General features: G+C 72.2%; 23 protein-coding genes. 5 read left to right on the top strand and 18 right to left on the bottom strand.

Going from position 1 to position 23,090, the window contains the following annotated elements:
• Positions 1–92 precede the first annotated feature (92 nt).
• From PZB75_RS12620 to PZB75_RS12660, 9 genes are all read right to left on the bottom strand, one after another.
• Positions 93–650, bottom strand: coding sequence for an amino-acid N-acetyltransferase (locus tag PZB75_RS12620; RefSeq protein WP_275535397.1), 558 nt, complete (start codon positions 648–650; stop codon positions 93–95).
• A gap of 9 nt (positions 651–659) precedes the next feature.
• A complete protein-coding gene (locus tag PZB75_RS12625; protein WP_275535398.1) occupies positions 660–1,178 on the bottom strand; it encodes a BlaI/MecI/CopY family transcriptional regulator in 519 nt (172 codons plus the stop codon).
• 124 nt (positions 1,179–1,302) lie between these two features.
• Positions 1,303–1,482 carry a hypothetical protein gene (locus PZB75_RS12630; protein WP_275535399.1) on the bottom strand — a complete coding sequence of 60 codons (180 nt, stop codon included), beginning with the start codon at positions 1,480–1,482 and terminating at the stop codon, positions 1,303–1,305.
• Positions 1,483–1,658: 176 nt separating this feature from the next.
• A complete protein-coding gene (locus PZB75_RS12635) occupies positions 1,659–2,249 on the bottom strand; it encodes a hypothetical protein (protein WP_275538683.1) in 591 nt (196 codons plus the stop codon).
• Positions 2,250–2,409: 160 nt separating this feature from the next.
• Positions 2,410–3,207, bottom strand: coding sequence for a type III pantothenate kinase (locus tag PZB75_RS12640; RefSeq protein WP_275535400.1), 798 nt, complete (start codon positions 3,205–3,207; stop codon positions 2,410–2,412).
• Positions 3,207–4,304 (bottom strand): carboxylating nicotinate-nucleotide diphosphorylase, encoded by a 1,098-nt coding sequence (nadC, locus tag PZB75_RS12645; RefSeq protein ID WP_275535401.1) that lies wholly within the window; start codon positions 4,302–4,304, stop codon positions 3,207–3,209. The genes PZB75_RS12640 and nadC overlap by 1 nt, the downstream gene beginning before the upstream one ends.
• A 259-nt stretch (positions 4,305–4,563) precedes the next feature.
• Complete coding sequence (locus PZB75_RS12650) at positions 4,564–6,264, bottom strand: L-aspartate oxidase (protein ID WP_275535402.1); 1,701 nt, start codon at positions 6,262–6,264, stop codon at positions 4,564–4,566.
• Positions 6,261–7,211 (bottom strand): pantoate--beta-alanine ligase, encoded by a 951-nt coding sequence (panC, locus tag PZB75_RS12655; protein ID WP_275535403.1) that lies wholly within the window; start codon positions 7,209–7,211, stop codon positions 6,261–6,263. Before panC ends, PZB75_RS12650 begins: the two co-directional genes overlap by 4 nt.
• Positions 7,208–8,416: a DUF2520 domain-containing protein gene (locus PZB75_RS12660; RefSeq protein WP_275535404.1), complete on the bottom strand. Its 1,209-nt coding sequence runs from the start codon at positions 8,414–8,416 to the stop codon at positions 7,208–7,210. Before PZB75_RS12660 ends, panC begins: the two co-directional genes overlap by 4 nt.
• Before the next feature lie 197 nt (positions 8,417–8,613).
• Here PZB75_RS12660 and PZB75_RS12665 point away from each other — a divergent pair, with 197 nt between their 5' ends.
• Positions 8,614–9,888, top strand: coding sequence for a beta-eliminating lyase-related protein (locus PZB75_RS12665; protein ID WP_275535405.1), 1,275 nt, complete (start codon positions 8,614–8,616; stop codon positions 9,886–9,888).
• A gap of 193 nt (positions 9,889–10,081) precedes the next feature.
• Here the strand turns inward: PZB75_RS12665 and PZB75_RS12670 are convergent, their stop codons facing one another.
• Positions 10,082–10,294, bottom strand: a complete 213-nt coding sequence (locus PZB75_RS12670) for a hypothetical protein (protein ID WP_275535406.1) — start codon at positions 10,292–10,294, stop codon at positions 10,082–10,084.
• 103 nt (positions 10,295–10,397) lie between these two features.
• Here PZB75_RS12670 and PZB75_RS12675 point away from each other — a divergent pair, with 103 nt between their 5' ends.
• The gene (locus tag PZB75_RS12675) at positions 10,398–11,510 is read left to right on the top strand and encodes a DUF5937 family protein (protein WP_275538684.1); all 1,113 of its coding nucleotides are present in this window, start codon (positions 10,398–10,400) and stop codon (positions 11,508–11,510) included.
• Positions 11,511–11,587: 77 nt separating this feature from the next.
• On the opposite strand, the gene PZB75_RS12680 is transcribed toward PZB75_RS12675, so the two are convergent.
• From PZB75_RS12680 to PZB75_RS12690, 3 genes are all read right to left on the bottom strand, one after another.
• Positions 11,588–12,196 carry an AAA family ATPase gene (locus tag PZB75_RS12680; protein WP_275535407.1) on the bottom strand — a complete coding sequence of 203 codons (609 nt, stop codon included), beginning with the start codon at positions 12,194–12,196 and terminating at the stop codon, positions 11,588–11,590.
• Positions 12,197–12,251: 55 nt separating this feature from the next.
• Complete coding sequence (locus tag PZB75_RS12685; protein ID WP_275535408.1) at positions 12,252–12,923, bottom strand: response regulator transcription factor; 672 nt, start codon at positions 12,921–12,923, stop codon at positions 12,252–12,254.
• Positions 12,924–13,157: 234 nt separating this feature from the next.
• The gene (locus PZB75_RS12690) at positions 13,158–14,360 is read right to left on the bottom strand and encodes a sensor histidine kinase (RefSeq protein WP_275535409.1); all 1,203 of its coding nucleotides are present in this window, start codon (positions 14,358–14,360) and stop codon (positions 13,158–13,160) included.
• 96 nt (positions 14,361–14,456) lie between these two features.
• Between PZB75_RS12690 and PZB75_RS12695 the strand changes: the two genes are divergently transcribed.
• A complete protein-coding gene (locus PZB75_RS12695; RefSeq protein ID WP_275535410.1) occupies positions 14,457–15,704 on the top strand; it encodes an SAM-dependent methyltransferase in 1,248 nt (415 codons plus the stop codon).
• Positions 15,701–16,843, top strand: coding sequence for an NADH-quinone oxidoreductase subunit D (locus tag PZB75_RS12700; protein ID WP_275535411.1), 1,143 nt, complete (start codon positions 15,701–15,703; stop codon positions 16,841–16,843). Before PZB75_RS12695 ends, PZB75_RS12700 begins: the two co-directional genes overlap by 4 nt.
• Positions 16,844–16,925: 82 nt before the next feature.
• On the opposite strand, the gene PZB75_RS12705 is transcribed toward PZB75_RS12700, so the two are convergent.
• The gene (locus PZB75_RS12705) at positions 16,926–17,324 is read right to left on the bottom strand and encodes a VOC family protein (protein ID WP_275535412.1); all 399 of its coding nucleotides are present in this window, start codon (positions 17,322–17,324) and stop codon (positions 16,926–16,928) included.
• A 94-nt stretch (positions 17,325–17,418) separates the two neighbouring features.
• On the opposite strand from PZB75_RS12705, the gene PZB75_RS12710 reads away from it, so the two are divergent.
• Positions 17,419–18,420, top strand: a complete 1,002-nt coding sequence (locus PZB75_RS12710; protein WP_275535413.1) for a YafY family protein — start codon at positions 17,419–17,421, stop codon at positions 18,418–18,420.
• 223 nt (positions 18,421–18,643) lie between these two features.
• On the opposite strand, the gene PZB75_RS12715 is transcribed toward PZB75_RS12710, so the two are convergent.
• The 4 genes from PZB75_RS12715 to PZB75_RS12730 form a co-directional block, all read right to left on the bottom strand.
• The gene (locus PZB75_RS12715; protein WP_275535414.1) at positions 18,644–19,882 is read right to left on the bottom strand and encodes a hypothetical protein; all 1,239 of its coding nucleotides are present in this window, start codon (positions 19,880–19,882) and stop codon (positions 18,644–18,646) included.
• 470 nt (positions 19,883–20,352) lie between these two features.
• Complete coding sequence (locus PZB75_RS12720) at positions 20,353–21,333, bottom strand: ABC transporter substrate-binding protein (RefSeq protein WP_275535415.1); 981 nt, start codon at positions 21,331–21,333, stop codon at positions 20,353–20,355.
• 227 nt (positions 21,334–21,560) lie between these two features.
• Positions 21,561–22,256, bottom strand: coding sequence for an ABC transporter permease (locus tag PZB75_RS12725; protein WP_275535416.1), 696 nt, complete (start codon positions 22,254–22,256; stop codon positions 21,561–21,563).
• A gap of 3 nt (positions 22,257–22,259) precedes the next feature.
• Positions 22,260–22,985, bottom strand: coding sequence for an ABC transporter permease (locus PZB75_RS12730; protein WP_275535417.1), 726 nt, complete (start codon positions 22,983–22,985; stop codon positions 22,260–22,262).
• Between the last annotated feature and the right edge of the window lie 105 nt (positions 22,986–23,090).

Consider the following 23,090-nt stretch of genomic DNA (forward strand, 5'->3'; position numbering starts at 1 on the left):
CTTTTCCCCGGAAAACACAAACCCCTGGGAGAGGTTCAGGAGCGCGAGAACGCGGGAAACGTGCGCGATTCGGACATAGGACTCTCCGGCGATCACAGGTGCAGAAGCATCCGGCTGTTGCCCAAGGTGTTCGGCTTCACCCGTTCGAGACCCAGGAACTCCGCGACGCCCTCGTCATAGGAACGCAGCAGCTCACTGTAGACATCTCCGTCGACCGGTGTCTCTCCGATCTCGACGAACCCGTGCTTCGCGAAGAAGTCGACTTCGAAGGTGAGACAGAAAACCCGGCGCACACCGAGCCACCGCGCGGTCCGCAGCAACTTGTCGAGCACGTGATGGCCCACTCCGGAGCCCTTGATCCCGGGGTCGACGGCAAGAGTGCGCACTTCGGCGAGGTCTTCCCACATCACGTGCAGTGCCCCGCAGCCGATGACCCCGGCGTCCTCGTCGCGTTCCGCCACCCAGAACTCCTGGATGTCCTCGTAAAGCGTCACGGTCGCTTTGTCGAGCAGGATGCCTTCCTGTACGTAGCCGTCGAGGAGACGGCGTACCGATGGGACATCGCTCGTCCTGGCCCGTCGGACAGTGACGGTCACGTTATTAACCGACGGTTCGGTATGGAAATCGGTATGCGGTAGCTCTGAGGACATGCGCCGACGCTATCGCCCGTCCTCCGCGAACGCGTCATCGACCGTCTCATCACTCGTGTCAGTACCTGTCCGGGTACCCGGATCATCGGCCGTGACGTCATCGGCGGGCTCATCACTCTTCGGGGCGATGGGCGTAGCGGGCTCGGTGGGTGCGGCACCTTGGGTCAACGCCGGCTGCACGACCCGCATGGCGTCCTGGAGGGCTTCCCGCTGTTCGGCGGACATCATGCCGAAGAAGGCGACGAGGGCGGCCGCCGGGTTGTCACTGCGGGACCAGGCTTCGTTCATCAGTGCGGCCGCGTACGCGGCACGGGTGGAGACCGCCGTATATCGATAGGCCCGGCCTTCGACTTCCCTGCGGACCCAGCCCTTCTGATGGAGATTGTCCATTACCGTCATGACGGTGGTGTAGGCGATGGAGCGTTCCTGTTGAAGGTCCTCCAGGACTTCCCGCACGGTGACCGGGCGGTTCCATTGCCAGACGCGGGTCATGACGGCGTCTTCCAGCTCTCCCAATTGGCGGGGCACAGCGCCACCTTAGTGCCAGATGTCCCGAATGACCGTTTATTCATACGGCAAAAGGGCGTACGGCTCCTCGGAGGGAGCCGTACGCCCTTCTCGGTGTACGGGGCGGGTCGCGCCGCCCGGCGGGTCAGACCCCGTCGGTCCGGGGGGTCGGCACCGACGCCTCGGACCGGAGGATCGCCGCGTCCACGGCGGCGTCCTCCTTGGCCTTGTTGGGGCCGCCCTGGCTCTTCACTATCGTCACGACGAGAGCGATGAAGAAGGCCGCCATCACGACGGGGGGCACGAGCGCGGATACGTAGTCCATGAGTCCAGAGTAAGGGCTGTCCGCAGTCCGTGGTGGATCAGCGTGCGGCGTCGGATGCGGTGCATCGCCAGGCGGAGGGACGTCCGCGTACTGGACGCACGGGGACGTTCCGACAACGCCGCGAGGTGCCGTAGCCGTCGTCGCACGCCCACCAGGGATCGCGGGACGGCCCTTGGCTATCCGGCGGCGCGTTGTTCCGGTGGGGGGACCGGCCTGCGGCGTGGCGGAAAGACCTCGGAGGGCTTGGGCGCGGGGCGCTCGGACGGGTGGGGGCGGGCGGGGGCCGCGGGGGTCGTGGGCTCCTTGGGCCGCTCCGGACCGGCGGCCGAACGGCCACCGGTGAGCGCGAGCAGCCGGCCGCGCCGGGTGGGGGCGGGTACGGCCACGGTGACCGCGCGTCCGGCGAGCCGGGCACGCACCGCGCGCTCCGCGAGCGCCTGGCAGTGTTCGAGCAGGGCGGCGGCGACCGGCCGGTGGCGCAGGGCGCGCAGTGCCGCGAGGTCGTCGGGTCCGGGGTCGTAGCCGGCCGCCAGGGCGTCCTGGAGGAGTTCCAGATAGCCGCTGACGGCTCCGGGGAGGGCGTCGCGGTAGCGGGCGAGGTCGGCGAGGAGGAACGCGCGCAGCCGGCCCGCCTCGGCGACCACTTCGTCCACGGCGCCGGCGAGCCGCAGGCAGTCCCGGACGTCCTCGTCGGGCAGGGGCGTGGGGTGGAGGGCGATGGCGAGGGCGCGACGGAGCACACGCAGCTCGTCCGCACCGAACGCCATGCCACCGCGTGATCCGTAGGGCGTGGGCATAGCGCGACAATACGTGCTAAATGGACAAAATCCGCTTAGTTGGCCTTCGACGCGCCCCGGACGGTCCCGGGCGGGCGGGGCCGGTGCCGCCAGGAGTGCCCGGGGCGCGTACCACGCCCGGCGCGGACGGTCACATCCGGGCCAGGTTCCGCTCGTACACCAGGCGCAGTCCGATGAGCGTCAGCCAGGGCTCGTGCTCGTCGATGACGGAGGACTCGCCCAGGACCATCGGCGCGAGGCCCCCCGTGGCGATGACGGTGACGTCCTCGGGGACGGCGGCCAGTTCCTTCTTCATGCGTGCCACGACCCCGTCGACCTGTCCGGCGAAGCCGTAGATGATGCCCGACTGCATGGCCTCGACGGTGTTCTTGCCGATCACGCTGCGCGGCCGGGCCAGCTCGATCTTGCGGAGCTGCGCCCCCTTGACGCCCAGCGCCTCGACCGAGATCTCGATGCCGGGGGCGATGACCCCGCCGGTGTACTCGCCCCGGGCGCTGACCGCGTCGAAGGTGGTGGCGGTGCCGAAGTCGACGACGATGGCCGGACCCCCGTACAGCTCGACGGCGGCGACCGCGTTGATGATGCGGTCCGCGCCGACCTCCTTCGGGTTGTCCATGAGGATCGGGACGCCCGTCTTGATGCCCGGTTCGACGAGGACGGCCGGGACGTCGCCGTAGTAGCGGCGGGTCACCTCGCGCAGCTCGTGCAGCACCGCCGGGACGGTGGAGCAGATGGCGATGCCGTCGATGCCGTCGCCCAGCTCCTCGCCCAGCAGCGGGTGCGTGCCCATCAGGCCGTGCAGCAGCACGGCCAGCTCGTCGGCGGTGCGGCGGGCGTCGGTGGAGATCCGCCAGTGCTCGACGATCTCCTCGCCGTCGAACAGGCCGAGGACGGTGTGGGTGTTTCCGACGTCGATGGTGAGCAGCATCAGGCGGTCGCCCCGCCGGGGATCGCGTCGGAGTCCGTGCCGGTGGTCGAGTCGGTCGTCGCGTCGGGGGCCGTGTCCCGGAAGTCCAGGCCGATGTCGAGGATCGGCGAGGAGTGGGTGAGGGCGCCCACCGCGAGGTAGTCGACGCCCGCATCGGCGTAGGCACGGGCGGTGGCGAGGGTGAGCCGGCCCGAGGACTCCAGGACGGCCCGGCCGCCGACGAGTGCGACTGCCTCCGCCGTCTCGGTGGGGGTGAAGTTGTCGAGCAGGATCAGGTCCGCACCCGCGTCCAGGACCTCACGGACCTGCTGCATGGTGTCGACCTCGACCTCGACCGGCAGCTCGGGGAACGCGTCGCGGACCCGCTGGAACGCCTCGGCGACACCGCCCGCCGCGATGACGTGGTTGTCCTTCACCAGCGCGGCGTCGGTGAGCGACATCCGGTGGTTGACGCCACCGCCGCAGCGCACCGCGTACTTCTCCAGCGCGCGCAGTCCCGGGGTGGTCTTGCGGGTGTCGCGGACCTCGGCCTTCGTACCGTCGAGCACGTCGGCCCAGGCGCGGGTGGCGGTCGCGATGCCGGAGAGGCGGCAGAGCAGGTTGAGTGCGCCGCGCTCGCCGGTCAGCAGGTCGCGGGTGCGGGTGGTGACGGTCAGCAGCTTCTGGCCGGGGGCGACGCGCTCGCCGTCCTCGACATGCCGCTCGACCTCGAACGTGTCCGTGCAGACGATGGACAGGACGGCCTCGGCGACGCGCAGTCCGGCCACCACGCCCGCCTCACGGGCGGTGAAGTCGCCGGTGGCGACGGCGTCCTCGGGGACGGTGGCGACGGTCGTGACGTCCACACCGCCGTCCAGGTCCTCCTCGATGGCGACGTGCGCGATGTCCTCGACCTGGACGGGGTCCAGTCCGGCGTCGGCGAGGAGCTGGGCGAGGGCGGGGTCGAGACCGCACTCCAGGTCGTCCGGCCCGTAGCCGTCCTCCCCGCCGCAGCCGCAGCCGTCACCGCAGCCGCCCGCGGACGAGGCGGGCACGCCGATCTGGATCAGCGGTACGTCCACGGGCGTGGGGCGCGGATTCTCTTCGGGCGTGCTCACGGTTACGGCTCCTCAGGACATCGGTGGGGTGTGGGTGGGACGGGGACGGGCGGACGGGATGGGGGACGGCGGGTGTGGCGGTGACGGGTGGTTGCGGTGACGGGTGGACGGGTGGTTGCGGTGTCGGATGGTGGCGGGCTGTGTGGCACCGACGTCCGCCGTCGGCGGGTGCCGGGAGGCGGCGCCGGTACCAGGACCGGCGCGAGGGCCGCCCGGAGTGGCACCGGTACGGGACCGGCGGGGCCCGCACGGAGTGGCACTAGCGGTTCTCGGGGCGTACGGGTGGGAACTCGGCGGTCTCCGTACGGCGTACCACCAACTGCCGGTCGGGCGTGAGCCGTACCACCAGATGGCGGCGCCATTCGGTGTCGTCCCGGTCGGGCCGGTCCTCGCGCCAGTGGCAGCCCCGGGTCTCCTCGCGGGCGCGGGCCGCGGCGACCAGGACGCGCGAGACCAGCAGCAGGTTGGTGACCTCCCACGCCTCGACGCCGGGCACCGCGACCTTCGGCTCGTCGGCCTCCGCGTCGAGCGCGGCGCCGCGCTGGAGGGCGTCCAGTTCGCCGGCGGCGACGGCGAGGCTCCCGGAGGAACGCAGGACCCCGGCTCCCGTGGTCATGATCCGCTGGATCGTCCGCCGCGCCTCGGGAGCGAGCAGCGGGGTGGGCGCGGGCCCGGTGGGGTCCTGGGCCGGGTCCACCGGACGGGTCGGGCGGGGGCGGTCGTCGGCGATGTCCGCCGCGATGCGCTCGGCGAAGACCAGACCCTCCAGGAGGGAGTTCGACGCCAGCCGGTTCGCCCCGTGCACACCCGTGCAGGCCACCTCCCCGCAGGCGTACAGACCCGGGACCGTGGTGCGGCCCCGGAGGTCGGTGCGGATGCCGCCCGAGGCGTAGTGGGCGGCCGGGGCGATCGGGATGGCCCCGGTCACCGGGTCGATGCCGTGCGCCCGGCAGGCCGCCAGGATGGTGGGGAAGCGCTGTTCCCACATCTCGGTGCCGAAGTGGCGGGCGTCGAGGTACATGTGCTCGGTGCCGTGCAGCCGCATCTGCCGGGTGATGGCCTTCGCGACGATGTCGCGCGGCGCCAGCTCCGCCAGCTCGTGCTGTCCGAGCATGAAGCGGGTGCCGGAGGCGTCGACGAGATGGGCCCCCTCCCCCCGTACCGCCTCGGAGACCAGCGGCTGCTGGCCCTCGGCGTCCGCGCCGAGGAAGAGCACCGTCGGGTGGAACTGGACGAATTCGAGGTCGGAGACCTCCGCGCCGGCCCGCAGGGCGAGGGCGACGCCGTCCCCGGTGGAGACCGGCGGGTTGGTGGTCGCGGAGAAGACCTGGCCCATGCCGCCGGTCGCCAGGACGACCGCGGGGGCGTGGACCGCGCCGACCCCGTCGTGCTGCCCCTCGCCCATGACGTGCAGGGTGACACCCGCCGTACGGCCTTCGGCGTCCGTCAGCAGGTCCAGGACCAGCGCGTTCTCCACGGTGTGCAGAGCGGCCGAACGGACCGCTTCGACCAGGGCCCGGGAGATCTCCGCGCCCGTCGCGTCACCGCCCGCGTGCGCGATGCGACGGCGGTGATGGCCGCCCTCGCGGGCGAGGGCGATGTCCCCGGTGTCCGTGGTGTCGAAGTGGGCGCCGGTCTCGATGAGGCGCCGGACGGCGTCGGGACCCCCGGTGACCAGTGCCCGCACCGCCGTCTCGTCGCACAGGCCGGCCCCCGCGACCAGGGTGTCTTCGAGGTGCTGCTCGGGGGTGTCGCCGTCGCCGAGGGCCGCCGCGACACCGCCCTGCGCCCAGCGCGTCGAACCGTCGTCGAGACGTGCCTTCGTGACGACGACGGTGGCGAGTCCGGCCGCCGCGCAGCGCAGTGCTGTGGTCAGACCGGCGACGCCGGAACCGACCACCACCACGTCCGCGTCGATGGCCCAGCCGGGGGCGGGTGCGGTCAGCCGTATACCGGTCACGACGAGGCTCCGAAGGTCAGTGGGATGTTGTCGATGAGTCGGGTGGCGCCCACCCGGGCGGCGACGACCAGGACGGCGTCACGACGGGTCCGCCCGTCGGGGGTCTCCGGGCCCTCGTCGGGGATCTCGGTGAAGTCCGCCGGGTCCACCAGGGCCAGGTGGTCCAGCGCGAGCGGCGGCGAACCGGCGGACGCTTCGTCGAGCACCCGGCGCGCGGCGGCCCGTACGGCCGCCGGGGTACGGGGAACGCGGGAGGTACGGGGGTCGTCCGGTGCCGTGAGCAGGTCGCGGGCCGCGAACAGGGCCCGGGACAGCGCGAGCGCGGTGCGGCGCTCCTCGGCGGAGAGGAAGCGGTTGCGGCTGGAGAGCGCCAGGCCGTCCGGTTCGCGGACCGTCTCCACCCCGGCGATCTCCACCGGGAAGTCGAGGTCACGGGCCATGCGGCGGATCAGCGCCAGCTGCTGGGCGTCCTTCTGCCCGAAGAACGCGGTGTCGGGACGGGTGAGGTGCAGCAGCTTGGCGACGACGGTGAGCATCCCGTCGAAGTGGCCGGGGCGCGACGCGCCCTCCAGCCGTTCGCCCATGGGGCCCGCCGCGATCCTGACCTGGGGCTCACCGCCCGGGTAGACCTCGTCCACGGAGGGTGCGAGGACGACGTCCGCGCCGGCCGCGCCCGCGACGACGAGGTCGGCGTCGAGCGTGCGCGGGTAGCGGTCGAGGTCTTCGCCCGCGCCGAACTGGAGCGGGTTGACGAAGACGGTGACGACGACCTGACCGTCCGGGCCCGCGGCGGCGCGAGCGGTACGGATCAGGGTGGCGTGGCCCTCGTGCAGGGCGCCCATCGTCATGACGACGGCCCGGCGCGCACCGGCCGGGGGACGGAGCGCGTCCAGCTCGGCGGCGGTACGGAGCAGGGTGGCGGGGGCGGTGACGGGGGCGGTGGTCATCGGCCGTTCTCCGTTCCGGAGTCGGTGTCGGTGTCAGGGGCGGAGGCGCCGGGGGTGGGGTCGGTGTCACCGGAGGCGCCGGGGGTGGCGTCGGTGTCGTCGGAGGCGCCGGGGGTGGGGTCGGTGTCACCGGAGGCGCCGGGGGTGGCGTCGGTGTCGCGGGGCCGCCCGGTCGGGCGGTCGATCGGGCGGGCGGCCGGGTCGGTCGGGCCGCCGCTTTCCGTATCGCTCGTACCCCTCGTATCGCTCGTACCCCTCGTAGCTCTCGTACCGCCCGTAGCTCCCGTACCGCCCGCGCTGTCCGCGAGCACGTCCAGCAGGTCTTCCGCCAGCTCCGGCTTGAGCATCCCGTGGGCGAGCGCCCGGTCGGCGGTGGTGCGGGCCATCGCGAGGTATCCGGCCACGGACCGCGGGGCGTGGACACGCAGCTCGGCGATGTGGGCGGCGACCGTGCCCGCGTCACCCCGGGCGACGGGTCCGGTCAGCGCGGCGTCACCGGAGCGCAGGGCGTTGTCGAGCGCGGCGCCGAGAAGCGGGCCGAGCATCCGGTCCGGGGCGGTGACCCCGGCCGTACGCAGCAGCTCCATGGCCTGGGCGACCAGCGTGACCAGGTGGTTCGCGCCGAGAGCGAGCGCCGCGTGGTAGAGCGGACGGGACTCCTCCGCGATCCACTCGGCCTCCCCGCCCATCTCGATGACCAGGGCCTCGGCGGCGAGGCGCAGCTCCTCGGGCGCGGTGACGCCGAACGAACAGCCCGCCAGACGCTGGACGTCGACGGACGTCCCGGTGAAGGTCATCGCCGGGTGCAGCGCGAGCGGCAGGGCGCCGGCCCGCCGAGCGGGGTCGAGGACCCCGGTCCCGTACCGCCCCGAGGTGTGGACGAGGAGCTGTCCCGGCCGGATCGCGCCGGTCTCGGCCAGCCCCTCGACCAGACCGGGCAGGGCGTCGTCGGGGACCGTGAGCAGCACCAGGTCGGCGCGCGCGAGGACTTCGGCGGGCGACACCAGAGGTACGTCGGGGAGGAGCGCGGCGGCCCGGCGCACGGACGCGTCGGAGACTCCCGACACGGCGACCGGGCGGTGTCCGGCGAGCTGGAGGGACGCGGCGAGCGCGGGGCCGACGCGGCCCGCGCCGACGACACCGACCGTGAGGCGGGCGGGGCGGTCCCTCGCGTCGAGGGGTTCCTTGGGTGCGTATGTGTTCACGCGGCGATGGCCTTCCGTTCCAGTCCGCGGCGGGTACCGGACGATTCATCTGCATGCTACGCCAGCGTTTCGCGCCACCCCCTGACTGTCCACAGCCTGTGGGCAACGCGACGGCAGTGCCCGTCACGTCCGGAAAGCGGTGGGGCGGGGACGGAAAGCCGGTGGGCGGGGACGGCCGTCTGCGTGATGATCGTGCCATGGCAGACACGGACAGGACGGCCGGGGCGGCAAGCCGGACGGCAACCGGAACGACGGCCGGAGCGGTCGGCGGGACGGGGAACGAGCCAGGGACCGGGGCAGGGAACGGGACGGAGAGCGGGACGGAGAGCGGGACCGGTCCGGAGGACGACGGGCGGCTGCGCCGGATCACCGCCTGGCGCCGGGCCGATCGCATACTGGCCCGTCCCTCCCCCGACCGGACACTCGGTGAACAGCTCGCCGAGCTGGCCGCGAGCGCCGGTACGGTCACCGATCTCGACCTGCCCGCCGACATCTACGGCGACGGTGTCGTCGCCGAGCTGGAGGAACGCGTCGCGGAGCTGCTGGGCACGGAGGCAGCGGCGTTCTTCCCGACCGGGACGATGGCACAGCAGGTCGCGCTGAGGTGCTGGGCGGGACGTACCGGCGATCCGACGGTGGCCCTGCACCCGCTCGCCCACCCGGAGGTGCACGAGCGCGGCGCGTTCGGCGCGCTGAGCGGGCTGCGCACGGTCCATCCGACGTCCGAGCCCCGGCTGCCCACGGCGGAGGAGGTACGCGGCTTCGCCGAACCGTTCGGCACGCTGATGCTGGAGCTGCCGCTGCGTGACGCCGGTTTCGTACTGCCGGAGTGGTCGGAGCTGACGGCCGTCGTGGCGGCGGCCCGCGAGCGGGACGCGGTGGTGCACTTCGACGGCGCGCGCATCTGGGAGTGCGCGCCCCACTTCGGGCGTGGGCTGCCGGAGATCGCGGCGCTCGCGGACAGTGTGTACGTGTCCTTCTACAAGACGCTGGGCGGGCTCTCCGGGGCAGCGCTCGCCGGGCCCGAGTCGCTGGTCGAGGAGGCGAGGACCTGGCGGCACCGGTACGGCGGCAAACTCTTCCAGCAGTACCCGGCGGCGGTCTCGGCGCTGCTCGGTCTGGCGCGCGAGCTGCCACGGCTGGCGTCGTACGTGGCACGGGCGAAGGTGGTGGCGGGGGCGCTCGCCGAGGGCTTCACCGATTCGGCGGTGCCCTGGGCCCGGGTGCACCCGGAGCCGCCGCACACGCATCAGTTCCGGGTGTGGCTGCCGTACGGGACGGACGTGCTGGACGAGGCGTCGGTGCGCCAGGCCGAGGAGACCGGCGTGGCCCTCTTCCGGAGGTGGTATCCGGCGGCCACGGGTCCGCCCGGTGTGTCGTTCACCGAGGTGACGGTGGCGGAGGCCGGGCTGGAGTGGACCGCGCGGGACGTACGAGCGGCGGTGTCGGAGTTCGCGAAGCGGCTCGTGTGACGGCCGGGGCGGAACTGACGTCACGGCCGAGGTGACGGCCGGAGCGGAACTGGCGTTCACGGCCAGGTGAAACTGGTGTGACGGCTGAGGTGGCAGCCGGGCGCTACTGGCGTCACGGCCGGGGTGACACTGGCGTCACGGCCGGGGTGAGACCTGGTGCGACGTACGGGGCGACGGCTCTCCCCGTACCCCTTCACCCCGGCGCGCCCCGGCGCCCGAGGAGCCGGTTCACGGCCCTGCGCAGCTTTCCGCCTCCTGGCCGGCGCGCGGGCGCCGCCCCCCGGCGGAGGTGGTCACGGGCGTCCCGTACCGCTTCCCAGTCGTGCCGGCCGGGCAGCGGCGGCGGAACTTCGCCGAGCCGGGTCGCGCGGTAGGTGTCGAGCATCTGCTGCTGAATGGCGTCCATGGCCCCAGCGTGGGCCGGGGTGCCGCGCCCCGCCCGTGGATTGACGAGCCCCGTCAAATGGCGCGGAACGCCTCCGCGTACCCCGCACCATGGAGGGGTGAGCGTGAACATCGACATCGCGGATCTGTCCCCCGAGCACATCGTCTTCGAGACCTCGCCCCTCGCCGAGCTGGGGCTGGCCCTGCACGCGCTCGCCGAGCCGGGGCACCACCCGGGCCTGAACAGCTGGGCCACCGCCACCGCCGCCGCGCTGGAACCGGAGCTGGCCGACCGGATGCACGAGGCGGAGTTCCTGTGGCGGAACACCTTCTCCGACGTGTTCATGCCGTTCGCCGGAATCCACGGCGGCGACGGCAGAACCGGGGCCACCCTCGCGGAGGACCTGGACATCCTCGACCGGCTGGACGACGAGCGGTTCGTCGCCGCCGCCCTGGAGTTCACCTGCGCCAGCCTCTACGGGAACGGAGCGCCGTCCCCGCTCGTCGACCCGGTGACGCGCGCCCGCGCGCTCGACCTCGCCGCCGCCCGTGGGGCCGTGCAGCTGGAGTTCAGCGAGCGGCTGCTGGACGACCCCGCTTCGGTACGCCGCTGGGTTCGGCGTCTCTTCGAGGACTGCGACCAGGCGTTCTTCGCGGACACCTGGCAGCGCGTCCAGCTCCAGCTGACCGCCGACGCCCGGCACAAGACGGAGGTGCTGCGGCACAAGGGGCTCGACGAGGCGCTGCGGGCGGTCTCCTCCGCGCTGTCGATCGACGAGGACGCACGGACGATCATGGTCGACAAGCTGACCGAGGGCCGGACCACCGCGACCGCCCCGGGTGTCCGCGAGGGGGTCACGCTCATTCCGTCCACGTTCGGCTGGCCGCATCTGATGGTGCTGCACGCCCCGGACTGGCGGCCGGTGATCCACTACCCCGTGCACCGCCCCGATCTGCCGCCCCCCGCCTCCGTGGAACAGCTCCAGCTGCGGATGGAGGCGCTGGCCCACCCGATGCGGATGCGTCTGTGCCGCAACCTCGCCCGTTCCCCGTACACCACCGGAGAACTCGCCGACTCGCACAGCATCACCGCCCCCGAGGTGTCCCGGCACCTGGCGGTCCTGAAGAAGGCCGGTCTGGTCACGACACGGCGGCGCGGCCGGTACGTCCTGCACCAGCTGGACCTGACGGCCGTGGCGCGGATCGGCAGCGACTTCCTGGAGGGAGTGCTCCGGTGAGGTGCCTGCCCGCCCACGGGCGGGTGAGCCGCGTGACCGCACACCGCGTGCGGGCACGCCGCCGCCCGGGTCCGGGCTCAGTCGAGGCGGATGTGTCTGATCCCGGTCCATGTGCGGCGCAGCCGGTGCCGCAGCGGGCCGTCCGTGTTCGGTACGAGTCCGAGCCCCGCCGACGCGGCGATCCGGTCCGCCACGCGCGGCACCGGCAGCCGGTCGGTACGGATGTGCTCCGCGAACTCCGGCGCCGCCAGCCGCTCCAGACAGTGGTCGAGCCGTCGTACGGCGAAGCTCTCCCGCTTCAGGCCGGTCCCCAGGCCGCGTTCGGTCAGCCGGCGCAGCACCGTCGCCCGGTCCGCGAGCAGCGCGAAGTGGTGCACGGTGTGGCCGTCGCCCCGCAGCCCGCCGATGATCTCCGCGAAGTGGCCCGGTCCGACCAGGGTCATCGGCACGATCACCGTGCCGGGGTGCCCGCGTAGCGCGAGGTCCAGCACTTCCCGTACCCCGTGGCGCCAGGCGGCCAGGTCCTGGAAGTCACCGCGCAGCCCGGCGGGCAGCATCCGGTGCAGTCCGAAACCGACGTGCTCCGGGTCGCAGATCACGCTGCCGGGCAGGCGCCGCCGCAGTTCGTGCGCCGTCTGTGTCTTCCCGCCGCCGAACGGCCCGTTGATCCAGATCGCGTCGCCCACCGTCAGCCCGTCCCGCCGTCGTGTCCCGTCACACCACCCCGTCCTCGGTCCGGCGTCAGCCCGCGCCGCCGCCCGCCCTGACCAGGCCCGACTCGTACGCGAGGACGACGACCTGCACCCGGTCGCGCAGTCGCAGCTTGGTCAGGATGCGGCCCACATGGGTCTTCACCGTCGCCTCCGACAGCACCAGCCGAGCCGCGATCTCGCCGTTGGACAGGCCCTGCGCCACCAGCAGCATCACCTCGCGCTCACGGTCGGTCAGCTTGTCGACGTGCTCGGGCGGTCGGTCCCTGCCGCTCGGCAGCATCGGCGAGAAGCGGTCGAGCAGCCGACGTGTGGTGGACGGCGCGACGACCGCGTCACCGCTGTGCACGGAGCGGATCGCGGCGAGCAGTTCGGCGGGCGGCACGTCCTTGAGCATGAAGCCGCTGGCCCCCGCCTTCAGCCCGGAGAACGCGTACTCGTCCAGGTCGAACGTGGTCAGGATGAGCACCCTCGGCGCGTCCGGCGCCGCGCAGATGCGGCGGGTGGCCTCCACCCCGTCCAGCCTCGGCATCCGTACGTCCATCAGCACCACGTCGACCGCCGTGGACCGCAGGACCTCGATCGCCTCCGCGCCGTCCCCCGCCTCGGCGACGACCTCCATGTCCGGCTGGGCGGCGAGCACCATCCGGAAGCCGGTACGCAACAGCATCTGGTCGTCGACGAGCATCACGCGGATCGCCATGAAGGGTCCTGTCTCCTGTGTTCCTTGCGCTGTCGGATGATGATCGGTGATGCCGGGAGCCCGGGGGAACCCGTCCCCGCCCAGTGTGCCTCCACAGGCCGCCCCACGGCCCACACGGCCCACACGGCCTCCGCGACCGGTGGCCGCACAGGCCGCCTCGGTACGCCGTCCTCGGTACGCGGTCCTCGGTACGCGGTCCTCGGTACGCGGTCCGGTGCACGCCGTGCACGCGCCTCAGTGCGCCGACTTCAGCGGCAGCAGCGCGCTGATCCGGAAGCCGCCACCCGGCCGGGGTCCGGTGTCCAGCGTGCCGCCGACCATGCCGACCCGCTCCCGCATCCCGATCAGGCCGTGGCCCGCGCCGTCGGCGCCGCCGTCCTCGTACAACTCGTGCGCCGCGCCCCGGCCGTCGTCCTCGACGAGCAGCCCGAGACCGTCGTCGAAGTAGACGAGGCGCACGCTGGCCCCGGCCTCCGGGCCGCCGTGCTTGCGGGTGTTGGTCAGGGCCTCCTGCACGATGCGGTACGCGGTCAGCTCGACCCCGCTCGGCAGCGGGCGGGGGGTGCCCTCGATCGTGAAGCTCACCACCAGGCCGGTCTGCCTGACCTGTTCGACCAGGTCCTCGATCTGTCCGACGTCCGGCTGCGGCACGTACTCCCCGCTCTCCGGGGCGTCGCCGGTCCGCAGCACCCCGAGCAGCCGACGCATCTCGGCGAGCGCCTGCCGGCCGGTCCCGGAAATCGTCTCCAGGGCCTGCCTGGCCTGATCGGGCGCCGTGTCCATCACATAGGCCGCGCCGTCCGCCTGGACCACCATCACCGAGACGTTGTGGGCGACGACGTCATGGAGTTCGCGGGCGATCCTGGCGCGCTCGGCGGCCACCGCGACCTTCGACTGCGCCTCCCGCTCCCGCTCCAGCCGGGCCGCGCGCTCCTCCAGCTGGGCGAAGTAGGCCCGCCTGGTCCGCACGGAGTCGCCGAGCACCCAGGCGAGCACGAAGGGGACGGTCAGCATGACCGTCACGAACGTCGTCTGGAGCCAGTTCTCCGTCGTGTCGTCCGGCCATCTCAGGCCGGCGAGCGTGGCCGCGCTCAACGACGCGACCAGCGCGAACCGGGAGGCCCAGCGCGCCCCGACGGCCGCCACGGTGTAGACGATCACCAGCATCGCGAAGTCGGCGACACCGCTGGGCACCCCCAGGACCAGTTGGGCGACGCCGATGGCGGCGGTCAGCACCAGCATCCTCTCCGGTGCCCGCCTGCGCAGCGCGACGACCAGACAGAGGCCGATGACGACGGGGACGGAGAAGACGTTCTGCGTCACCGAGCCGGCAGGCTCCGCCACGAGGCTCACGCCGGACACCCCGAGCAGGACGACGGCCCAGAAGGTGTCGACGCCCGTCGGGTGTCTGCGGAGAAAATCGTAGAGGCGCTGCACGTGACCCAGCGTAGGGACAGCTGATCGGTGCGGGAGTCAGCCGAAGGGCCGATCCAGGCCCTGGGACCGTACTCCCCAAGGTGGAGACTTGGTCCCATGACGGATGAGTGGCGTGGGTGGCAGGAGGCGGCCGAGACCGCGCTGTACGGCTACGGGGGAAGCGGAGGCCACGGGCACGGGGAAAGCGGAATCGGGGAGGCGCCGGATTCCATGCCGGGCTACCCGGGCCGTGCGGATCACTCGGACCCCTCGGACCGTCCGGACCGTTTCCACCGCGCCGACCGCCCGGACCGCCCCGCCCCCGTCGGCGGTTTCTATCGGCGTCCCGAAGGCCCCGCAGGCCACTTCCGTACCTCTGTTCACGCGTCTCCGCTGTTCGCCGCCGCCGTCGCCCGGCTGCTGGTCGGCACCGCGCGGGAACTCGGCACCGAGTCCGTCGATCTGGTGGACATCGGCGCCGGACGCGGAGAGCTGCTGACCGGGGTGCTCGCGGCACTGCCCGGAGTGATCGCGGCACTGCCCGGAAGCGGAACCGGCGGCGCGGGGCCGGCCGTTCGGGCGTACGCGGTGGAACGGGCCGCCCGCCCGCCCGGTCTCGACCCCCGGATCGAGTGGTGCGCCGAACCGCCGCGCGGGACGACCGGGCTGCTGTTCGCCAACGAATGGCTCGACAACGTACCGACCCCGGTCGCGGAGGCCGACCCGGACGGCGTCCCCCGGTACGTCCAGGTCCGCACGGCGGACGGGGCCGAACGGCTCGCGGCTCCGGTGACCGGCCCGGACGCGCAGTGGCTGGACCGGTGGTGGCCACTGGAGGAGCCCGGCGAACGCGCCGAGATCGGCCGCCCGCGCGACGAGGCGTGGACCGCCGCCGTCGGCACGCTCGACGCGGGGCTCGCGGTCGCGGTCGACTACGCGCATGTACGGGGCGGGCGCCCGCCGTTCGGGACGCTGACCGGGTTCCGGGAGGGGCGCGAGGTGCGGCCCGTACCGGACGGCGAGTGCGACCTCACCTCGCACGTGGCGCTCGACGCCTGCGCGGCGGCGGCCCACGCCGCGTCGCGCGGGGACGGCGGGGCGTCCTCCGTACCGCCCGAGCTGCTGGACCAGCGGGAGGCGCTGCGGCGGCTCGGGGTCGACGGGCGCCGCCCGCCGCTGGCGCTGGCGTCCAGCGATCCGGCCGGTTATCTGCGGGCGCTCTCCGCCGCGGGCGAGGCGGCGGAGCTGACGGCGCGCGGTGGGCTGGGCGACTTCACCTGGCTGCTCCAGCGGGTTCCGGCGGCCGGGAGCGGGGCGGGGGGCCGGACCGCGGGGAACACAGCCGGGGGATACTGGCTCGCATGACGGAGACGACAGTCGGCATCGGCGGCGCGGCGGAAAGCACCGACATGGTGCTCAACATCGGGCCGCAGCACCCCTCCACGCACGGCGTGCTCCGGTTGCGGCTCGTCATCGACGGCGAGCGCATCCAGCAGGCCGAGCCCGTCATCGGTTACATGCACCGCGGCGCCGAGAAGCTGTTCGAGGCCCGCGACTACCGGCAGATCGTGATGCTCGCCAACCGCCACGACTGGCTGTCGGCGTTCTCCAACGAGCTGGGCGTCGTGATGGCCGTCGAGCGGATGCTCGGCATGGAGGTGCCGGAACGCGCGGTCTGGACGCGGACACTTCTCGCCGAGCTGAACCGGGTGCTGAACCACCTGATGTTCCTCGGTTCGTACCCGCTCGAACTGGGCGGGATCACCCCGGTGTTCTACGCCTTCCGGGAGCGCGAGGAGCTTCAGGCCGTGATGGAGGAGGTCTCCGGCGGCCGGATGCACTACATGTTCAACCGGGTCGGCGGCCTCAAGGAGGACCTGCCGGCCGGCTGGCTCGGGCGGGCCCGCGAGGCGGTGGCCTCGGTCCGGTCCCGGATGGACGTGTACGACCGGCTGGTGCTCGGCAACGAGATCTTCCGGGGCCGCACCCGGGGCGTCGGCGTGCTCTCCGCCGACGCGGTGCACGCGTACGGGGTGTCGGGGCCGATCGCCCGCGCCTCCGGGGTCGACTTCGATCTGCGGCGCGACGAGCCGTATCTCGCGTACGGGGAGCTTCAGGACACCCTCAAGGTCGTCACCCGCACCGAGGGGGACTGCCTGGCCCGCTTCGAATGCCTGCTGGAGCAGACGTACAACGCCCTGGACCTGGCGGACGCCTGTCTGGACCGGATGGCCGAGCTGGCCCCCGGGCCGATCAACCAGCGGCTGCCGAAGGTGTTGAAGGCCCCGGAGGGCCACACCTACGCCTGGACCGAGAACCCCCTCGGCATCAACGGCTACTACCTGGTGTCCAAGGGCGAGAAGACCCCGTACCGGCTGAAGCTCCGCTCGGCGTCGTTCAACAACATCCAGGCACTCACCGAACTGCTGCCGGGCACGCTGGTCGCGGACATGGTGTCGATCCTCGGGTCGCTGTTCTTCGTGGTCGGCGACATCGACAAGTAGCCGGAGCCGGGCGCCGCCCGCGCCGTCCTCACCGGACTCACCGGACTCACCGGACTCACCGGACTCACCGGACTCACCGGACTCACCGAGCGAACTTCTCGACGGCGGCCGGTGTGACGGGCGTGAAGAAGTTGACGAGGTTGCCGTCGGGGTCACGGAACAGGAGCGCGCGGTTCCCCCAGGGCATCGTGGTGGGTTCGTTGACGAAGTCCTCGACGAACCCGGTCAGGTTCCGGTGCACGGCGTCCACGTCGTCGACGAGGAATTCGAGGATGACGCTTCGGTTGTCGGCCGGGCGCGCCGAGCCGGGCGCGAACAGCGGGACGGTGCGCGTACCGGCGATCGCGAGTGTGGCCGACGCGGTCCTCAGCTCGGCGAAGTCCTCGGTGGACCAGCTCGCCCGCACTCCGGTGGCGCGCTCGTAGAAGTCGACGAGGCGGGCGACGTCGTCCGTGATGACGCGGATCGATACGAAGTTCATGGTTCTCTCCTGGTAGGTCGATCGGTGCTTCTGTCCGCACGCTACGACGGTTACCGGACAGAATCCGCCCGGTATACGAGGGAGACTTCCGGACATGACCCGTCCCGTCGCTCGCGTGCTCACCCTGCTGGAGTTCCTTCAGTCGGGAGGCGTCCGGTCCGTGCCCGAACTCGCCGATCGGCTCGGCGTCGACGAACGCACCGTGCGGCGTTACGTCGGCCACCTCATCGACCTCGGTGTGCCCGTCGAATCGGTGCGCGGCCGTTACGGCGGCTACCGGCTCACCTCCGGTTACCGCATGCCGCCGCTCATGCTGAGCGACGACGAGGCGCTGGCCGTGCTGCTCGGCCTGGTCGCGGGGCAGCGAGCGGGCTTGATGACGGCCACGGGCACGGCGAGCGAGACAGCGGCGGCCAAGGTGCGGCGGGTGCTGCCGGAACGGCTGGGGCGCAGGCTCGACGCCGTGCTCGAATCCCTCGCCTTCACGGCTCCGCCCGGAAGGTCTGCCGCCCCGGACAGCGATGTCCTGCTCTCGGTGGCCGACGCGGTGCGCCACCACCGGCCGGTCTCGATCCGGTACACAGCGGCCGACGGCCGGCGCAGCGAACGCACACTGCACCCGTACGGCCTCGTCGCCCACTCGGGCAGGTGGTACGTGACGGGGGCCGATCCCGCGATCGGCGAGGACCGCACCTTCCGGCTGGACCGCATCACGGGCGCGGCGATCCTGCCCGGCTCGTTCGAGCCGCCCGCCGCGCTCGATCCGGCGGAGCGCGTCCTGTCCGGGCTCGCCACCGCTCCGTACCGGCATGAGGTGCTTCTACGGGTCCGGGGGACGGCCGAGCAGATCCGCACCCGGCTTCCCGCCGGCATCGCGCTCGTGCGGGAGCTGCCGCCCTCGGGCGGCACCGGTCCGGAGACCGAAAGCTGGTCCCGCGTCGAGCTGCGCGTGGACCGGCTCGACTGGCTGCCTGCCGTGCTCGCCTCGCTGGACCGGCCGTTCGTCATCGAGCGGCCGGAGGAGCTGCGCGGCCTCGTCGAAGAGTTCGCCGCCCGACTCGCGGACTCCGCCCGGCGAAGGCCGCTCCCGGGATGACGGATCGGGTGGCCCCGAGCAGACCGGACGGGACTCGATGCGCCCCGTCGGCCCCGTCGGCCCCGTCGGCTCCGTACGGCGGAACCCCTCCGGATCACCCCGGAAACGCCGGGGTCGTGGCCTGGCCGGTGTCACGCCGCCGTCATGGCCCGGAATCACGCCGGGAGCACGCCGGACCACGCCGGACTCGTGGCCGGTGTCACGCCGGTGTTCGCAGCCGGTGTCAGGAGATCGCGCTGCGCCGCAGCTCCACGACGTCCAGCGGCTCCGTCTCGTCGTGCGCCGTCAGATCGATGACCTTGCCCACCACGTGATCCACGGTCGCGCCCGTCCGGTGCGCTGCCAGGGCCTCCTCGCCCACCACGTCGGCCAGGTCCTCGTTCTGGACCGCCTCGATCACGGCGTTCGCCTTCTGCGTACCGAAGAAGTCGAAGCTGCCCTGGGGCACCGAGTGACGACGGGCGGTCGAGTAGGGGACGACGGCCGAGGCACGGCGGGCGGGCAGCGCCGCCAGGGCCGGTGCGACCGGCAGCGCGGGGGTGAGGGCGGACGGCGGACGGTGGTGCTGCTCCTCGACCGGTCCGGCGCCCGCCGCGTGCTTCCCCTTCGGCTCGTCGGCCCCCCGCTCCGGAGCCTGCTCGCCGGACTTCGGCTCCCGAGCCCGGTCGTCGGCCTTCGGCTCCCGGCTTTGGTCCCCGGCCTTCCGGTCCGGAACCCGCTCGCTCGCCTTCCGCTCCCGGCCCTGATCGCCGGCCCCGCGCTCCGGAGCCCGCTTGTCGGCCTTCCGCTCCCCGGCCTGCTCTGCGGCCGCACGCTCCGGAGCCCGGTCGCCGGCCTTCCGTTCCCGGGCCTGCTCGGCGCGGTCGCGCTTCCTGGCCTGCTCGGCGACGCGAAGCGCCTCCTGGAGCACCCCGTTGCGCGTGAGGTCCTGAAGCGCCTGGGCCGCGCGCAGATACGCGCCGGGGGTCGGAGCACCGCTCGTCACCGGCAGCTCCGGGGGCTCGGCGGCCGCTTCGAGCGCGAGCTGCCTGCGGCCTTCCAGCGCGCTGGCCCGCTCGGTCTCCGCGGTGGCGTACCTGCGCAGCAGGGCGGCGTGCTCGCCACGCAGTCCGGCCAGCTCCACCCGCTTGCGGCGGAGCTTCGTCTCCAGCCGGACGCGCAGCTCGCGCGACTCCTCCAGCTCGGACTCCAGCTCGGCCAGGCGCTCGTCGGCCTTCCACTCGTCGCTCGCCCGTGCGTGCTCCAGTTCGGCCACCCGGCGTCCGGCGGCCTGATCCCAACTGCGCATCAGATACGCACCGGTGATCGCCGCCACGGCCGTGACGGTGACGAGACCGCGCAGGACCAGCGGCTGCGCGAGCAGCCAGGCGCTGCCCGCGCAGACGATCGACACTCCGGCGACCACCGAAGGCGGAAGGATTCTGTGGAGGGGCGGGGAATGACGATGACGTCCACGTGGCATGGCCTGAAATTTACCGTGCGTACGGCACGCTTGGGGAGCCGCCCGGCAATCTGTTCCCCGCCGGTTACCTTACGGACCTCCGGAGCGACTTCCCCTCAGGGCTTCCCCCGTCACTTCGCCGGGCCTCCGACGCCTCTTCACCCGCCGCTTTTCCCCCTGCTCCTCCCCCGATTCTCCCCGCTTCTCCCTGCTTCTCCCGATCCCCTTCCCCGTCCCTTACCGCGCATCTCCCTTGTTACGCAGGCCACTTCGGCCACGGATTTCGCCCCGTCCTTGCCACGCTCTGCCCGCGGCTCGACCGCAATCGCCGCACACCCGCAGGGGAGCGTCGCCGGGCGACCGGCCCTTCGGATCTCCAAGCTCTTCAGGATCTTCGAGCTCTTCGGGGTCTTCAGGGCCTTCAGGATCTTCGGGCTCTTCGGGGGCGGGGGTCTTCGGAATCCGGGTTCTTCGGGGACTTCGGAGGCCGGCTACTTCTTGATCACTCCCTTGGCCTTCAGATACTCCTCGGCGGCATCGGCGGGCTTGGCGCGCTCCGCGTCCACCTTGCGGTTCAGTTCCGCGAGGTCCTCGGTGGTGAGGATCTTCGTGAGCTTGACGAGCGCGGAGGTGATCGCCGGCGCTCCGGCGTCCTTCGCATTCAGGACCGGAGTGACGTTGTCCGCGTTCTGGAGCTTCTTGTCGTCCTCCAGGAACACCAGCCCGTAGCTGTCCAGCACGGCGTCCGTGGTGGTCGTGAGGACGAGTTGGTCCTTGCCGTCCTTGACCGCCTGCTTGGACTGCGGGGTGCCGACTCCCTTGGGGTCGATTCCGGTGACGTCAATGCCGTACGTCTTCTTCAGCCCCGGTGCGCAGAACGGCCGCACCTCGCACTCGTCGCCCGCCGCGATCTTCACCTTCAGCTTCGACCGACCAAGATCGGAAAGCGTCTTGAGGTTGTTCTTCTCAGCGAATTCCTTGGTCACCGCGAACGCGTTCTGGTCCGCGGCCAGACCGGGGTCCAGCACCTTCAGTCCGCGCGGTTCGGCCAGCTTCCGCAACGCCGTGACGGTGGCCGTCGCGTCCCCGGAGGCGACCGGCTTCTCCTCGGCCGCCTTCGGGCCGTTCACCTTCGCGTTGAGGAATTCGGCGATCGTCGCCGCGTATTCCGGCACGATGTCGATCTCCCCCTTCTCCAGCGAGGGCTCGTACAGCTCACGGTTCTTCACCGTGGTGATCGAGGTGCTGAATCCGGCGTCGTCGAGGGTCTGCGCGTACAGCTCGGCGAGCACCTTGGACTCGGTGAAGGACGCGGCGCCGACGACCAGCGTCCCCTGCTTGTCCGCACCGCCGCCCGACGCCGAGTCGGGGCCCTTGTCCTTCTCCAGGCTGTCGCCACCGCAGGCGGCGAGCGAACCCGCCAGCGCGACCATGCCGACGACCGCACCCGCTATGCGCGAGGTCCTGCTCATGATGTTCTCCGTCCACAACACATGGGTTACAAGGAAATGAGGGGCCGCAGCGGACCGGCCCACAGGAACACGGGGACCACAGGGGCCACGGGGACCACACGGGACCACGGACAACAAGGCGACGCACGACCACGACCGCCCGGCCTCCGCCGAACCGAACCCCCTGGTCACCCGACCGCCCCGAGCCGCCCCGGACCGCCCCTCCTCCGACAGCTCTCGGACCGTCCTCAGACCGCCCGCGGGTCACCCTCGGACGCCCGGCGGCGGCGCAGAGGTGACAGCAACCGGTCCAGCACCACCAGTACCCCCTCGACCAGCAGGGCAAGCAGCGCGACGAGCACGGCCCCCGCGAACACCTGCGGGGTGTTGTACGTGTTGAACCCGGCGGTGATGATCCGGCCCAGGCCGCCCAGGCCGACCATCGCCGCGATCGACGCCGTGGCCACCACCTGGACCGCCGCCGACCGCAGCCCCGTCATGATCATCGGATAGGCAAGCGGAAGCTCGACCCGGAAGAAGAGCTGGGTCCCGGACATCCCCATGCCTCGGGCCGCCTCCACCACCGACCGGTCGACCTCCGCCATCCCCACATGGGCGTTGGTCAGCAGCGGCGGCACGGCGAACAGCACCAACGCGATGATCGTCGGCAGATAGCCGGCGTTCCGCAACGGCGTGACCATGAAGAGCGCCAGCACCGCGAAGACCGGAACCGCCCGGCCCACATTGGAGATGTTCACGGCGAGCGCCCCGCCCTTGCCGATGTGCCCCAGATACAGGGCGACCGGCAGTGCCACCGCGCAGGCGACGGCGAGCGCCACCCCGCTGACGTACAGATGCTCGGCGAGCCGGTGCGCCGCCCCGCTCTCCCCCGTCCAATTGGCGCCCGTGGTCAGCCACGTCCAGGAATCACCGACAACTCCCATGGGTCAGCCCGCCTTCGCCGTGGTCGCCATCGCCTCCGGCGGGACCGCGACGGCGCGGACCCTCCGTATTCGGGTCCAGGGTGTGAGCAGCCGCTGGAGTCCGAGCAGCAGCAGGTCCGCCACCACCGCGAGCAGCACGCAGAGCACCGACGCGGTCAGCACCTGGGCCTTGAACATGTTCGGCACGGCGTCCTCGATGAGATTGCCCAGGCCGCCCTTGCCGACCAGCGAACCGACGGTCGTCAGCGCCACCGTCGACACCGTGGCGATCCGCAGTCCGGCCATCAGCGCGGGCAGCGCGAGGGGGAGTTCCACCTCCCACAGCAGCCTGCCCGGTCCGTACCCCATCCCCCGGGCGGCCTCCTTCGCCTCCTCGGGAACGGCTGCCAGACCGGCCAGGATGTTCCGTACGAGAATCGTCAGCGAATACAGCACGAGACCCGTGACCACCAGCGCGGCGGAAAGTCCGAACACCGGCAGGAGCAGCGAGAACATCGCCAGCGACGGCACGGTGTAGAGCACCGTCGTCACGCCGAGCACCGGCCCCGCGAAGCGCCGGCCCCGGCGGGCGAGCAGCGCCAGCGGAAATGCCACCGCGAGCCCGATCAGCACCGAGACCACCGTGATCCAGATGTGCTGGACCGTCGCGTCCGTCAGCTCCTGGCCGCGGGAGCGCAGATACTCCCCACAGATCCAGTCGTTCGTCACCAGGCAGTTCTGTGCGGCCATCCGTCCCCCACCTCCCGTTTGTCGCTCCGAACTGGTGTCTGTCGACCCTATCCTCGACCACTGACAATCATCGAGGCCGTCGCATTCCAGCAACATGTCCTTCAC

Origin of the sequence: Streptomyces sp. AM 4-1-1 (assembly GCF_029167625.1) — a bacterium.
In the GTDB taxonomy this organism is placed as follows: Bacteria; Actinomycetota; Actinomycetes; order Streptomycetales; family Streptomycetaceae; genus Streptomyces.